Origin of the sequence: Pantoea sp. UBA6567 (assembly GCF_002434165.1) — a bacterium.
GTDB lineage: Bacteria > Pseudomonadota > Gammaproteobacteria > Enterobacterales > Enterobacteriaceae > Pantoea > Pantoea eucrina.
Genome location: NZ_DJJN01000006.1, coordinates 549,347 through 563,296 on the forward strand (window position 1 = coordinate 549,347; position 13,950 = coordinate 563,296).

The following is a 13,950-nucleotide window of genomic DNA, read 5'->3' on the forward strand; positions in this document are numbered from 1 at the left end:
GACCAGTCGGTCTAATGCAAGCGTCAGCTTTTCTGCTGGCACGATTTGATCATATCCAGCTGCGGCTGATAAACCTGCGTCCGGATGTCAAACAGGCCCAGCAGCGTATGAAACAGGTTATCCTGGGAGACCGGTTGCGTTGCGGCCTGCCGCCGCAGACAGCTTTCATCCAGATGAAACGCGCTGGCATAGCCGGGTGAGAACCACATCAGCAGCGGAATATGCGTCTGCTGTGACGGGGCGAGCATCCAGGGCGCGCCGTGCAGGTACATACCGTGTTCGCCCAGCGACTCACCATGATCCGAAAGATAAACCAGCGCCACGTTAAAGCGGTCGCTCAGCGCTTTTAGCTTGTCGATAGTCTGGCTAAGCATGCTGTCGGTATAAAGCAGGGTATTGTCATAGGTGTTGACCAGCGCCTGCGGATCGCAATCCTGAATCTGATTACTGTCGCAGGTGGGTGTAAAACGACGGAACGCAGCCGGATAGCGCAGATAGTAGGCCGGGCCGTGGCTTCCCATCTGATGCAGCACGATCACGCTGTCGTTATGTAAACTGTCAACGTAATTATCGAAGCGGTGCAGCAGCACGTCATCGAGGCAGAATCCGCTATGGCAGTATTGCGGTAACGACCACTGCGTCATGTCAGTGTGCGGCACGCGGTCGCAGGCGCCTTTACAGCCACCATCATTCTCGCGCCACAATACGCTGACTCCGGCGTGCGCCAGCACATCCAGTACGCCCTCCTGGTGATGTGCCAGGTCAGCATCGTAATGCTCGCGCGGCATCACCGAGAACATGCAGGGTACAGAAACCGCCGTCTCGGTGCCGCAGGAGGTCGCATGCGGATAGTAAATCACCTGCTGCTTCTGCAGCTCCGGATTGGTCTGGCGTGCATAGCCGCCCAGCGAAAAGTTCTCCGCGCGTGCCGTTTCTCCCACAACCAGCACCACCAGGGTTTTTTTAGCTGCCTGCGCGATCAGCGGGCCTTTGCGGGCATCCTGCCCGATTTTAATCAGCGCCTGGCTGCCCTGCAGATAGCGCTTATCGACATAATGGCCAGCACCGCTAATCACATTGGCTGGCGTGATCATTTTTACCAGCCCTTTGTTGTTACGGATCAGCGACGCATAATCTTTGTAGAACAGGGCAGCCATCAGCAGGATCACCAACAGCGCCCCCAGCGCTCCCGCCAGCCGCTGCAGGATGCTCCACCACCAGCGCTGACTGCGCCTGACGCGCACGAAGACGATAAGCAGCACCGGCAGCAACCCCATCAGCAGCATCCAGACCAGCCAGCGCGGGCTTACCAGCGCACCCGCCTCCTGTACGCTGGATTCAAAGACGTTGGCCACCATATTGGTGTCGATTACCGTCCCAAAGCTGAACATAAAGTAGCTGGCTGCTGCACTGATCAGTACCAGTACGATCAGCAGTGGCTTGCGAACCCATGGCCAGGCAAACAGGCAAAACAGAAGATAAAATGCGGCCGTCAGCACGACCGGCATGCTGGCAGCAAAAAGGTAGTCGTGCAGACGGGTATAGGTGATGATTTTCCACGCCTGTTGCAGAAACAGCGCGTTCAGAATCAGCGCGAACAGCAGGGCAGCCAGCACATTAAACCGGTTTTCGTGACACTGTAACTTAATGGCAGGTTTCATTGAGGTTCATTATCAAGTCAGAATGGACGCACAGTAGAGAAGAAATCTGAGGATAACCTTAAACGCACTTCAGATGACGTTATTGTTAAAGTTAAATAACACTTATTGATTAGATCAGAGAGCCGGGCAGGCACGCTTTCTTTTGGCACCGCAGCTTGCAGTTCACGCGGAAACTGTTATCACTATGTTATCCAGTAGCGAATCAGAGGCAGATGTGGCTGAACAACTCGAGTTTTTCCCGGTACCCAGCCCCTGTCGCGGCATCTGTCAGACCGATGCGCGCGGCTATTGTCGCGGCTGCCTGCGAAGTCGTGAAGAGCGTTTTAACTGGATGCGCTTCAGCGATGCGCAGAAGCGTGAAGTGCTAAGGCTGTGCCGGCAGCGCTATCTGCGCCTGCAGCGTCAGCAAAAACCGGATGCGGATCAGGATCCGCAGCAGCCCTCGCTGTTTTAAACGCCGCTTCTGTCCTCATTTCGTTATACTCCCTTTTTTAACATTCAATGCAGGGAGTTTTGTTATGTTACAACCACAGGCTATCTCCCCTCAGGGGCCGGCGTTCTCTCCTCTGGTGGTCGGCTACTGGCGGTTAATGGAGTGGGGGATGACACCACAGCAGCTGGTCTCATTCATTGAGTATCATCTCTCCCTCGGGCTGACCACGGTCGATCATGCGGATATCTACGGTGACTATCAGTGCGAGGCGGCGTTTGGCGCTGCGCTGCGCCTGGCGCCACAGCTGCGCGAACAGCTGCAGATTGTGACTAAGTGCGGCATCGCAACGCGGGCCAAACCTGAGCATCAGATCGGACACTACATCACCGATGCCAGCCACATTCTTCGCAGTGCGGAAAACTCGCTCACGCATTTTGCGACTGACTACCTCGACCTGCTGCTGATCCATCGTCCCGATCCGCTAATGGATGCCGATGAAGTGGCCGAAGCGTTTATGCAGCTGCACCAGAGCGGTAAAGTGCGTCATTTTGGCGTCTCAAATTTTACCCCGGCGCAGTTTTCGCTGCTGCAGTCGCGCCTGCCGTTTACGCTGGTGACCAACCAGCTGGAGATCTCGCCGCTGGAGCAGACCGCGCTGCTGGATGGCACGCTCGATCAGTGTCAGCAGGCGCGGATGCGTCCTATGGCGTGGTCCTGCCTCGGCGGCGGCCGTCTGTTCAGCGATCCACACTACCAGCCGCTGCGCGACGAGCTGAGCCAGGTTCAGCGGGAGATCGGTGCGGCCACGATTGAGCAGGTGGTCTATGCCTGGATTATGATGCTGCCATCCCGGCCACTGCCGATCATCGGCTCCGGTAAAACCGGCCGCATCGGTCAGGCGGCAGAGGCGGCTGCGCTGACGCTTAATCGCCAGCAGTGGTTCCGTATCCGTAAAGCCGCGCTCGGCTACGATGTGCCCTGAAGCGTAAAGCTTCGTCAAACTGCAGCAGCGCGGGCAAAAAGCGTCCAGACTTATCGGGTCTATCAACCGTAAGGAGACGTTATGAAAAGAACGCTTATTGCTCTTATTACGCTGGCCTGTTCGGCCGGTGCCAGCGCTGCTTCTCAGGAGGTCACGCTGCATCAGGTTTCCACCCAGGGCGTCGGCGAGGCCGTGGGTAAAGTGACCATTACGGAAACGGACTACGGTTTGCAATTTACCCCGGCGTTATCCGGTATGAAACCGGGCATCCATGGTTTCCATGTGCATGCTAAAGGCAGCTGTGAACCTGGCGAGTCGCAGGGGAAAACCGTGGCAGCCGGCGCTGCGGGTGGCCATCTTGATCCGCAGAACAGCGGCAAACATCTCGGTCCTTATGCCGACGGGCACCTCGGCGATCTGCCGGCCCTCTATGTTACAGATGACGGCAAAGCCAGCTATCCGGTGGTTGCGCCGCGTCTGAAATCGCTCAGTGATATTAAAGGTAAGGCGCTGATGGTTCACGTGGGCGGTGATAACCATGCCGATCATCCTGAACCGCTGGGAGGCGGAGGGGCGCGTCTTGCCTGTGGCGTAATCTGATCAACCGCGGGTAGCGCAGCAAGGGCTGCCCGCTGCAATAAAATTCTGACACCGTTTAATGCTACTCAGGACGATTATTCCGCTCTATCATAGCGATACAGTCAGGGAACCACTCAGGGGCAGGAATGAAAAGCTTAGGGATAGTGCTGCTGGCACTGTTACTTGCAGGGTGCGATCGGCCCAGGGATACGCAGCTGCGTCTCGACGCCAGCCGTCAGCTGCAGCGCAATATAGATACCAGTCCGCTGCGCGCCAGCTGCGAGCATATCGCCCGCGGCCGGGAGTGGCTGACGCCGCACAGCGTGCAGCAGCTGGAAAAGCACCATTGCCAGAACGTGCTGCGTAGCGCCAGCGAAACCAATTTCCTCAATACGGCGATCTATACGCAGACTATCCCGGTGGTCTGCGGCTCAATTCAGGGGCGCAGCTTTACCGGAACCACGCTGACCCGCCGCTTTATCTACTCTTATGATGAAAAAGCGCTGGTGATCAGGCCGGAGAGCGAACAGGATAAAAGCCGGTTTGAAGATCGTAAAACGCTGGCGCAGCTGCAAACCGATTTTCAGAATCAGTGGGCAAAATATTGCCGGTAATTACTCCGGCAGCGCTTGCTGCAGCTGAGCCAGCGCACAGCGAAGCTGCCATAACATGCCTGCCAGCGTATTTGCTTCACCGCTGACCTCTGAACCGGGCCGGGATATCTGTTTATCAAGCGCCTGCAGCGTCTGCTCCAGGGCGCGATGCTGCACGCCGCGCCGGCTCATGATCGGGTGCAGATCCTGAATACTCTGGTCGCGCAGCTGCGCCAGCGCGCTATCCGCAGGCTGCCACTGGCGCAGCTGCCAGACAATATGCGAGCAGTTCAGCAGAACAACGCCCCAGCGCAGCAGCCAGAGACGGGCCTGCGCATCGCGGCTCTGCGTCAGCTGGCCGATATGGTGATAGATATGTGATTCAAAACGATATTCGCTCAGGCGTGGTCGTCTGCGCAGCTGGTCGAGAAAAGCGTAACGAATAGCGTGGATATAACGGCGGCTGCGGCGCATATCAGAACCCGGCCGCAGCAGCTGAAAGGCCATCCACGCCAGCAACACGCCGCACACCTTTGCCAGGTTGTCATTAATAAAACGCTGAAAATCCCACTCAGGCGGATTGGTGACGGCGATAAACGATCCCATGAACACAATGAACTGCCCCCACAGCGCCGCCCGTTTTTTCTGCTGTAACCTGAAGAGCTGCAGCGTCAGCAGTAGCGGAAAAAGCACGGCTAAAAACCCGCCCAGCGCATTGATCTGCACCATCAATCCATACTGAAACAGAAAACTGAACAGCGACAGCCAGAGCAGAGTACGCAGCAGCAGCAGAACGCTGCCGCCGGGCGAAGGGGCTGAGGCGTAAAGTACGCTGGCGATAGCCGTCAGCGTCAGCGCTGCGGCACCCGATTCCCAGCGGGTAACAATCCAGAAAGCACAGCCCAGCATAATAACGGTAAACGTGCGCAGGGCGCTCCAGGCCGCCTCAACGCTGTCAGCTTCACGCGACAGTGCCGGAACGCGCGGTGGCTGAAAACGGACGCCGGTTTCGGGGTGCTGCAGCAGACGGATCCAGCGCTGCACGTCCAGCCAGAGGCGGCAGAAGGTATGCAGACGCGTGACAAAAGCGCGCTGACGAAAATCACCGCTGTCAGGCGGCGTCACGCGGCTCAGGATGCGCGCGATGCAATATTTATCGCACTGCGGCCCGGTAAGCTGCTCCAGCACCTGCGCTAACGCCTCCTGCACGTCGTCCGGTGCATCGGGCCAGTTGAGCAGCATACGGCGCAGGCCTGAGAGCATGCTGGTCAGCCGCAGCTGCTGGTGGAGCACATAGTTCAGCACGCTATTCTGCCGGCGGTAGCGGTAATGGCTCCAGAATGCCTGAATGCGCAGCAGATTCATGGTCAGAATTTCACTGATAACCTGCTCATGAGCAAGATGGGCTGTTTCGCCGCGCTCCTGCAGCAGCAAACGTGCGTGCTGCAGCAGACGCTGATGCATCTGCTGCAGCGAGCGCATCAGATGGCTGCCATCTGAGGTAGCGGGCAGCAGCATCAGCATTATGCCCGCACAGAGAATACCGGTGATGACTTCACAGACGCGCGCCTGGGTAATCGTCCAGAGCTCAGCCGTGTCGCTGACGTTAACGCTGCTGAACGCGATGATAGCGGCGGTGTAGCCAGCGAGGGAAAAAGCGTAAGCGACATTGTTTTGATAATGGCTGGCGATCCAGGTGCAGAGCGCCAGCCAGCTGGCCATAAAAAAAGCAAACAGCCATGGCTCATTTAGCGTGTGACCGGCAATCAGCAGCGCGGCGAGCGCGCCGGTAAGACTGCCGGCGATCCGCCCCAGGCTTTTACTGATTGCACCCCCCAGTCCGGGAAAGCTCACGACCGCCGCCGACGTCATCGCCCAGTAGGGCTCATCCAGCTGCAGCAGATACGCCATAGTCAGGGCCAGGCACATCGCCAGGCTAATGCGCAGGGCGCTCCGCCATTCACCGCGTGTGGCTCTGATCCAGGGCAGGTTATGCCACGCCAGCCAGTGCAGTTTCATGCTCGCCTCAGTGCGCAACAGAGATGGTACAGGTGGTGCCCGCAACCAGCCGGACATTAGCGGGCAGCTGCGTCAGCCGGATACGTACCGGTACCCGCTGCGCCAGCCGCACCCAGGGAACATTGGGTTTGATATCCGGCACCAGGCCGCTGTCGGTCGCTACGCTCTGGTCGTAGATAGCGCTGCCGATGCTTTCTACTTCTCCCTGCAGCCGGGTGCCATCGCTATAGAGCGCAATTCGCGCTGCGGCACCAGGCTGGATATGGCGCAGTTTAGTCTCTTCAAAATAGCCCACGACATACCATGAATGACTGTCAACCAGTGCAAACAGCGGTGTTCCCGCCGTCGCATAGTTGCCAGGACGCAGCGTCAGATTGGTTATCCAGCCATCGGTGGGAGCCGTCAGTGTGGTCTGCTGCAGATTCCAGCGCGCCTGATCCAGCGTCGCCTGCGCCGCTTTCTCCGTAGCGGCAGCCGCTTCAGCGGTTAGCTGAGCGATATCCCGATCTTCTGCTGAAATAACATTACGCGGCAGTTCTGCCCGCCGCCGCGCTTCATGCTGCGCTTTTGCCAGATCGCTCTGTGCTTTCGCCAGCTGTGCTTCAGCGCTCGCTACCGCGATTTGCCACGGTTTTGCATCAAGCTCAAGCAGCACGTCGCCTTTGTGTACGCGCTGATTGTCCCGCACCCGCAGCTGAGTAATGCGGCCGGAGATCTCAGGCGTCACATCAACCAGTTCAGCGCGCACTTTGCCGTCGCGTGTCCAGGGCGCCTGCATGTAGGTATTCCACATCCACCAGGCGGCCAGCAGCGCCAGCGCAAAAACAATCAGGGTCGAGAAATATTTCAGGGGATTAAAGGTCATGGTCGGTTATCCATATTGCACCAGCCACAGCGCGGCTGACACGCAAAGCACAAACAGTGAGAGATCCAGCAGAGTGGGGTGCCAGATATCACCGGCATAGAGCCGGTCGCGCAGCAGAGGATGGATCAGCAGCCAGAAAAAAAAGCCGAGCAGCACGGCCTTAAACAGCGGCGGAAACAGCAGTGAGGCACCAAAGACCAGATCGGTCAGGGGCGCTGCTGCAGGAAAATCAGGGGTGGGCATGTGTCATCATCCTTTGTTGACTCAGGCAATGTCATGATAAGCGTAGCGATATCCACTACGTCTGGCCTGCTATTTGTATTTTGTCCTGTAAACTCGCAAAATAGTGTAAAATCTGGCTTGATAGCTAGCAAGCTAATTATAAGGAGATGAAATGGATACGCCACTTGGAACCGACCTGTCGCGCCTGGTGCGCATCTGGCGCGCGTTAATCGATCAGCGCCTGAAGCCGCTGGAGCTGACACAAACGCACTGGGTGACTTTGCATAATATTCATCAACTTCCGCCAGAACAGTCGCAGATCCAGCTGGCTAAAGCGATCGGTATTGAGCAGCCTTCGCTGGTGCGCACGCTGGATCAGCTGGAAGAGAAGGGACTGATCACCCGCTCCACCTGCGCAAACGATCGGCGGGCGAAACGCATCAGGCTGACCAAAGAAGCCGCACCGATTATCGGGCAGGTAGAGCACGTTATTGATGCAACCCGCGACGATATCCTGGCTGGCATCAGCGCCGAAGAGATCAATCAGATGGTCACGCTGATTGCGCGGCTTGAGAAAAATATTCTCGAATTACAGCATCGCGAAAAATAAAAAACCGACGCCAGGCGTCGGTTTTTTTGCGCGTCAGAGTTAGCGCGGAGAGACTGTGACCTGGCTGCCGTTAGAGGCCAGTACCACGCGCTGGCCTGGTGAGTAGCGGCTCGCATCCTGCTTCTGCACGACCATGATGGTATTACCATCATCTTTGCGGATTTCCAGCTCAACGCCGTTAGATTTGTTAACGGCACCCTGTACGCCCTGGCCCGCAACGCCGCCCAGTACCGCACCGCCTGCCGTCGCCAGGCTGCGACCTGCACCACCACCGATGGTGTTACCCAGGAAACCACCCAGCACCGCACCGCCAATTGCACCAATGACATTGCTGTCATCGCCACCCTGAATCTTAACCGGGCGCACTGACACCAGCGTGCCGTATGACACATTTTGGACCTGCTTGGCTTCACTGGCGCTGTAAACATCGCCTGAGAGGGTGTCATTGCTGACACAGCCTGCCAGCGTTACACCAGCGAGGGCCACGGCTATGAAACGCTTAATCATCAGAAAGCTCCTTTATAAAAAACGCCATGTTCTCATCCTGCTCTGCACAGAGTATAAGACAGAAAGCGACGCATGGATGCCATGCCGCACAATCAGTACCAGAGTCGCAGCATAGAGTATGCCTCATCAACAAAAATTCAATCCGCCGGTAAAAATATTTCTGCTCTGCTGCACTGCGCATGGCAGAGTGAAAAGCAGAAAGTTATCATCATATTAGAAAGGCGGCATCAGCAGAGTGCCGGCGCCGGCACCCGCCGGATAACGAGGAGCTATCGTGATAAAGTCAGGACGCTATATAGGAGTGATGTCAGGCACCAGTCTGGATGGCGTGGACGTGGTGCTGGCGGCGATCGACCGTCACATGGTGGCGCAGCAGGCGAGCTACTGTCACCCGTTTCCGCCCGCACTGCGGCAGCGGGTACTGGCTATATGCCAGGGACAGCCGCTGACGCTGTCGCAGCTCGGGCAGCTGGACACCGAGCTGGGTAAGCTGTTTGCTGAAGCGGTGGTCACCCTGATGCGTCAGCAGGCGCTGGAAGCCGATGACATTGTGGCCATCGGCTGCCACGGTCAGACCGTCTGGCATGAACCCGGCAGCTTCGCCCCTAATACGCTGCAGATTGGCGATAATAACCAGATTGCCGCCGCCACCGGCGTGACCGTAGTCGGCGATTTTCGCCGGCGCGATATGGCGCTGGGCGGGCAGGGTGCGCCGCTGGTGCCTGCGTTTCATCAGGCGCTGCTCATGGACAGCAGTGAACGCCGCATGGTGCTGAATATTGGCGGCATCGCTAACCTGTCGCTGCTGATCCCGGGGCAGCCGGTGCGGGGCTTTGATACCGGACCCGGCAATATGCTGATTGATGCCTGGATCTGGCGTCATCAGGGGGTAAGCTACGATCATAACGGGACCTGGGCCGCCAGCGGGCAGGTGGTACCCGCGCTGCTGGAGCAGATGCTGAACGATCCCTGGTTTGCGCTGCCGCCGCCGAAAAGCACCGGGCGTGAGTACTTTAATCCTGACTGGATAGAGCGTCAGCTACAGGCTTTTCCTGCGCTGGCACCGGAGGATGTGCAGGCTACGCTAAGCGAACTGACGGCGCTGACAATTGCACAGCAGATCCAGCTCAGTAACGGCTGTGACCGTCTGCTGGTGTGCGGCGGAGGTGGCCGCAATCCGCTGCTCATGGCGCGGCTCGCGGCGCATCTTCCCGGCACCGAGGTGACCACTACCGATGCCGCGGGCGTCAGCGGCGATGATATGGAAGCGCTGGCCTTTGCCTGGCTGGCGTTCCGGACCCTCTCTGGCCTGCCAGGCAATCTGCCTGCGGTCACCGGGGCGCGTGAAATGAGCGTGCTGGGTGCTATCTATCCGGCAAATAGCCGGCCGACACGATAAGGAGAAGTAATGAAGAGATATATGCTGGCAGCGGGCTGCCTGGCACTGAGCGGCTGCGGTATGCTGCAGAAGCCGGCCCCGCAGCCCGAAACGCTGCACTACCAGTGCGGCACGCTGCCGCTGACGGTCACGCTGGATAACAGCAAAGAAGAGGTCAGCTTTATTCTTGATGGCAAGCCGCTGACGCTGAAACAGACCGTCTCCGCGTCGGGCGCGCGCTACAGTGACGACCACTACGTTTTCTGGTCGAAAGGCAACAGCGCTTTTGTTGAGCGCAATGACAGAATCATTATCAACGACTGCGAACTGCAGGACGCGGCGAACACCAACCGGTCTTAATACGATTAAGAGAGACGCTATGAGCGACAGCGACAGCCTGCAACAGATTGCCCATCTGCGCCGGGAATATACCCGCGGCGGCTTGCGGCGCAAAGATTTGCCGGACGATCCTCTGGTCCTGTTTGAACAGTGGCTGCAGCAGGCGTGTGCCGCGCAGCTGCCCGATCCCACCGCCATGACGGTGGCGACGGTAGACAGCAGCGGTCAGCCTTATCAGCGCATTGTGCTGCTCAAGCACTACGATGCTGCAGGCTTTGTCTTTTATACCAACCTTGGCAGCCGTAAAGCGCTGCAGCTGGCAGAAAACCCGCGCATCTCGCTGCATCTCCCGTGGCACTTTCTGGAGCGTCAGGTGATGGTGCTGGGCGAGGCGGAGAAGCTCTCGCCGCTGGAGGTCATAAAATATTTCCATAGCCGCCCCCGCGACAGCCAGATTGGTGCCTGGGTTTCTAAACAGTCGAGCCGTATCTCTGCGCGCAGCGTACTGGAGAGCAAGTTTCTGGAACTTACGCAGAAATTTCAGCAGGGCGACGTCCCGCTGCCCACGTTCTGGGGCGGATACCGCGTGCGGTTTTCTGCCATTGAGTTCTGGCAGGGCGGCGAACACCGGCTGCACGATCGTTTTCTCTATCAGCGCAGTGAGAATGGCTGGACGATTGACCGGTTAGCACCGTAAAACCCGCTTTTCCCCGTTTCAGCGCTGGCGCCGTGAGCGTCAGCGCTTTATGCTATAGCCCTCTTTTTTTTCGTCTCCGCATCGTAGCGGAAAGCTGTGTACCAGCCCAGGTGCAGCCCGATCAATTTGGAGTCAGTGATGACCAGCAGTAACCTGATACAACAATTGCAGGAACGTGGCCTTGTGGCCCAGGTAACGGATGAAGAAGCGTTAGCAGAGCGACTGGCGCAAGGGCCAATTGCCCTCTATTGCGGCTTTGACCCTACCGCCGACAGCTTGCATTTGGGCCATCTGGTGCCGCTGCTCTGCCTGAAGCGTTTTCAGGATGCCGGCCACAAGCCGGTTGCGCTGGTGGGTGGAGCCACCGGTCTGATTGGCGATCCCAGCTTTAAAGCCGCGGAACGTAAACTCAATACCAGTGAAACCGTAGGCGAGTGGGTAGAGAAGATCCGCAACCAGGTTGCCCCGTTCCTTAGCTTTGACTGCGGCGATAACAGCGCTATCGCGGCTAACAACTACGACTGGTTTGGTGGCATGAACGTGCTGACTTTCCTGCGCGATATCGGCAAGCACTTCTCTGTTAATCAGATGATCAACCGGGAAGCGGTTAAACAGCGTCTGAATCGTGAGGATCAGGGGATCTCCTACACGGAGTTCTCTTACAACCTGCTGCAGGGCTACGATTTTGCCGAGCTTTACAAGCGTTATGGCGTGGTGCTGCAGATTGGCGGCTCCGATCAGTGGGGAAATATCACCTCCGGTATCGACCTGACCCGTCGTCTGCATCAGCAGCAGGCCTTTGGCCTGACCGTGCCGCTTATTACAAAATCAGATGGCACCAAGTTCGGTAAAACAGAAGGCGGCGCGGTCTGGCTGGATGCGAAAAAAACCAGTCCTTACAAGTTTTACCAGTTCTGGATCAACACCGCTGACGCAGATGTCTACCGCTTCCTGAAGTTCTTTACCTTTATGAGCCTGGATGAGATTAACGCGCTCGAAGAAGAGGACAAAAACAGCGGCAAAGCGCCACGCGCCCAGTACGTGCTGGCCGAGCAGGTTACGCGCCTGGTGCACGGTGATGCAGGACTGGCTGCGGCCAGAAGGATCACCGAGAGCCTGTTCTCAGGCAGCCTGAGCGACATGACCGAAGCAGACTTTGAGCAGCTGGCACAGGACGGCATGCCGGTTATCACGCTCAGCGCGGAAGACGATCTGCAGCAGGCGCTGGTTGCCGCAGAGCTGGTGCCGTCGCGCGGCCAGGCCCGGACGATGATCGGCTCTAATGCGGTCTCTGTGAACGGAGAAAAACAGGCGGATGCCGAGTATCGTTTCAGCGACAGCGACAAGCTGTTTGGCCGCTTTACGCTGCTGCGTCGCGGCAAAAAACACTACTGCCTGATAAACTGGCAGTAAGGTGTCAGGGCCGGTTTCCGGCCCTTTTTCATGGCAAGGCAGTACAGGGTTATAATGAAAAATATTCTCGCAATTCAGTCTCACGTGGTGTTTGGCCACGCCGGTAATAGCGCGGCAGAGTTCCCGATGCGCCGCATGGGCGCAAACGTTTGGCCGCTTAATACCGTTCAGTTTTCTAATCACACGCAGTATGGTCACTGGACCGGTACGGTGATGCCGGCCAGCCATCTGACCGATATCGTCAAAGGTATCGCCGCCATCGATCGCCTTAAAACCTGTGATGCCGTACTCAGCGGTTACCTGGGTTCAGCCGAACAGGGCGAGCAGATTCTGGCGATTGTGCGTGAAGTCAAAGCCGCCAACCCGGACGCCTGGTTTTTCTGCGATCCGGTGATGGGGCATCCTGAGAAAGGCTGTATTGTGGCGCCGGGCGTAGCGGAGTTTCACTGCAAACAGGCGCTGCCCGCCAGCGATCTGATTGCACCTAACCTGCTTGAACTGGAGATGCTGAGCGGACAGACGGTGGCTGACGTTGAGCAGGCGGTAGATGCGGCGCGTCTGCTGATTGCGCAGGGACCGAAAGTGGTGCTGGTTAAACATCTGGCCCGTGCCGGCCGGCGCAGCGACCGCTTTGAGATGCTGCTGGTTACCGCTGATGAGTGCTGGCATATCAGCCGTCCGCTGGTGGACTTTGGCGTGCGTCAGCCGGTAGGCGTAGGCGATCTGACCAGCGGTCTGCTGCTGGTAGATCTGCTGCACGGCAAATCGCTGCAGCAGGCGCTGGAGCATGTTACTGCAGCGGTATATGAAGTGATGCTGAAAACCCATGAAATGGGAGAGTATGAGCTGCAGCTGGTCGCGGCACAGGACGCTATCGCGCAGCCGCAGCAGCATTTCGCGGCAGAAAAACTCTGACTGCACGGCAGGCCGGTTTCAGCGCCGGCCTGTCGCACTGTTTACGCCAGCCCCTCTGCCTGCAGCGCCGCCTGAACCGCCGGACGCTCACCCACGCGGGCAAACCACGCGTCCAGCGCCGGCATCTCATCCAGCTGCAGCTTCACCGCTTTCGCCCAGCGCGTCACCACATACAGATAGATATCGGCTACGGTATAGCGCGTGCCCAGCAGCCACTGCTTGTCTTCCAGCGCCGCATTGACCAGCTGAAACTTCTTCTCCAGCTGGGCACGCAGCTGCGGTTTGTACGCGTCTGGCGTATCGGGGCGGAACAGCGGCGAAAACCCTTTATGCAGCTCGCTGCTGATAAAGCTCAGCCACTCCAGCGTATGGTAGCGCGTCAGGCTGCCGGTCGGAGCCAGCAGATGGTAATCAGGTTTGAGATCCGCCAGATACTGCACAATCGCCACGCCTTCAGTCAGTATCGTCCCGTCATCAAACTGCAGCGCCGGAACCTGACCTTTAGGGTTAATCTGCCAGTAATCCTCACCCTGTTCCGTCAGTTTCTTCTGCAGATCAACATTAACCTGCGTAAAGTCGAGGCCGCATTCGCGGGCGACGATATGGGGGGAGAGGGAACAGGCGCCGGGCTTGCAATAGAGTTTCATTGTTGCATCTCCTCAACAAATGATATGAGTGACGTGACAAACATGGCACGCCGGATAGCGGACTCTGAGTAAACTACAAGGGAAAAAGAG

The 13,950-nt window shown here is 57.8% G+C and carries 16 protein-coding genes; 10 read left to right on the plus strand and 6 right to left on the minus strand.

From position 1 onward, the window contains the following. Positions 1-23: 23 nt before the first annotated feature. Positions 24-1,661 carry a phosphoethanolamine transferase EptA gene (eptA, locus tag B4M48_RS08625; protein WP_288656407.1) on the minus strand — a complete coding sequence of 546 codons (1,638 nt, stop codon included), beginning with the start codon at positions 1,659-1,661 and terminating at the stop codon, positions 24-26. A 184-nt stretch (positions 1,662-1,845) separates the two neighbouring features. Here eptA and B4M48_RS08630 point away from each other — a divergent pair, with 184 nt between their 5' ends. From B4M48_RS08630 to B4M48_RS08645, 4 genes are all read left to right on the plus strand, one after another. Further along, entirely contained in the window at positions 1,846-2,115 is a 270-nt protein-coding gene (locus tag B4M48_RS08630) for a DUF1289 domain-containing protein (RefSeq protein WP_162287178.1), read from the plus strand. 64 nt (positions 2,116-2,179) lie between these two features. After that, complete coding sequence (locus B4M48_RS08635; RefSeq protein WP_039384145.1) at positions 2,180-3,076, plus strand: aldo/keto reductase; 897 nt, start codon at positions 2,180-2,182, stop codon at positions 3,074-3,076. Positions 3,077-3,157: 81 nt separating this feature from the next. Next, the gene (sodC, locus tag B4M48_RS08640; RefSeq protein WP_039384146.1) at positions 3,158-3,676 is read left to right on the plus strand and encodes a superoxide dismutase family protein; all 519 of its coding nucleotides are present in this window, start codon (positions 3,158-3,160) and stop codon (positions 3,674-3,676) included. A 125-nt stretch (positions 3,677-3,801) separates the two neighbouring features. Further along, on the plus strand, positions 3,802-4,269 hold the full coding sequence (locus B4M48_RS08645; protein WP_039384148.1) for a hypothetical protein: 468 nt from the start codon (positions 3,802-3,804) through the stop codon (positions 4,267-4,269). On the opposite strand, the gene B4M48_RS08650 is transcribed toward B4M48_RS08645, so the two are convergent. The 3 genes from B4M48_RS08650 to B4M48_RS08660 are packed head-to-tail and all read right to left on the minus strand — an operon-like array spanning position 4,270 to position 7,375. After that, positions 4,270-6,267, minus strand: coding sequence for an FUSC family protein (locus B4M48_RS08650; RefSeq protein ID WP_288656408.1), 1,998 nt, complete (start codon positions 6,265-6,267; stop codon positions 4,270-4,272). A 7-nt stretch (positions 6,268-6,274) separates the two neighbouring features. After that, positions 6,275-7,132, minus strand: a complete 858-nt coding sequence (locus tag B4M48_RS08655; RefSeq protein WP_039384152.1) for an HlyD family secretion protein — start codon at positions 7,130-7,132, stop codon at positions 6,275-6,277. A 6-nt stretch (positions 7,133-7,138) separates the two neighbouring features. Further along, entirely contained in the window at positions 7,139-7,375 is a 237-nt protein-coding gene (locus B4M48_RS08660) for a DUF1656 domain-containing protein (protein ID WP_039384154.1), read from the minus strand. Between the two features lie 151 nt (positions 7,376-7,526). On the opposite strand from B4M48_RS08660, the gene slyA reads away from it, so the two are divergent. Then, positions 7,527-7,964 (plus strand): transcriptional regulator SlyA, encoded by a 438-nt coding sequence (slyA, locus tag B4M48_RS08665; RefSeq protein WP_039384157.1) that lies wholly within the window; start codon positions 7,527-7,529, stop codon positions 7,962-7,964. A 39-nt stretch (positions 7,965-8,003) separates the two neighbouring features. On the opposite strand, the gene slyB is transcribed toward slyA, so the two are convergent. After that, on the minus strand, positions 8,004-8,471 hold the full coding sequence (gene slyB, locus B4M48_RS08670) for an outer membrane lipoprotein SlyB (RefSeq protein ID WP_039384159.1): 468 nt from the start codon (positions 8,469-8,471) through the stop codon (positions 8,004-8,006). Between the two features lie 277 nt (positions 8,472-8,748). On the opposite strand from slyB, the gene anmK reads away from it, so the two are divergent. The 5 genes from anmK to pdxY all read left to right on the plus strand — a co-directional run bounded on the left by anmK (position 8,749) and on the right by pdxY (position 13,213). Next, the gene (gene anmK / locus B4M48_RS08675) at positions 8,749-9,870 is read left to right on the plus strand and encodes an anhydro-N-acetylmuramic acid kinase (RefSeq protein WP_039385830.1); all 1,122 of its coding nucleotides are present in this window, start codon (positions 8,749-8,751) and stop codon (positions 9,868-9,870) included. A gap of 9 nt (positions 9,871-9,879) precedes the next feature. Beyond that, a complete protein-coding gene (locus B4M48_RS08680; RefSeq protein WP_039384161.1) occupies positions 9,880-10,209 on the plus strand; it encodes an MliC family protein in 330 nt (109 codons plus the stop codon). Between the two features lie 19 nt (positions 10,210-10,228). After that, positions 10,229-10,885 (plus strand): pyridoxamine 5'-phosphate oxidase, encoded by a 657-nt coding sequence (gene pdxH / locus B4M48_RS08685; RefSeq protein ID WP_039384163.1) that lies wholly within the window; start codon positions 10,229-10,231, stop codon positions 10,883-10,885. A 138-nt stretch (positions 10,886-11,023) separates the two neighbouring features. After that, entirely contained in the window at positions 11,024-12,298 is a 1,275-nt protein-coding gene (tyrS, locus tag B4M48_RS08690; RefSeq protein ID WP_039384166.1) for a tyrosine--tRNA ligase, read from the plus strand. Positions 12,299-12,352: 54 nt separating this feature from the next. Beyond that, a complete protein-coding gene (gene pdxY, locus B4M48_RS08695) occupies positions 12,353-13,213 on the plus strand; it encodes a pyridoxal kinase PdxY (protein ID WP_039384169.1) in 861 nt (286 codons plus the stop codon). A 41-nt stretch (positions 13,214-13,254) separates the two neighbouring features. Here pdxY and gstA read toward each other — a convergent pair whose 3' ends face one another. Next, positions 13,255-13,860 (minus strand): glutathione transferase GstA, encoded by a 606-nt coding sequence (gene gstA / locus B4M48_RS08700; protein WP_039384173.1) that lies wholly within the window; start codon positions 13,858-13,860, stop codon positions 13,255-13,257. Positions 13,861-13,950 lie beyond the last annotated feature (90 nt).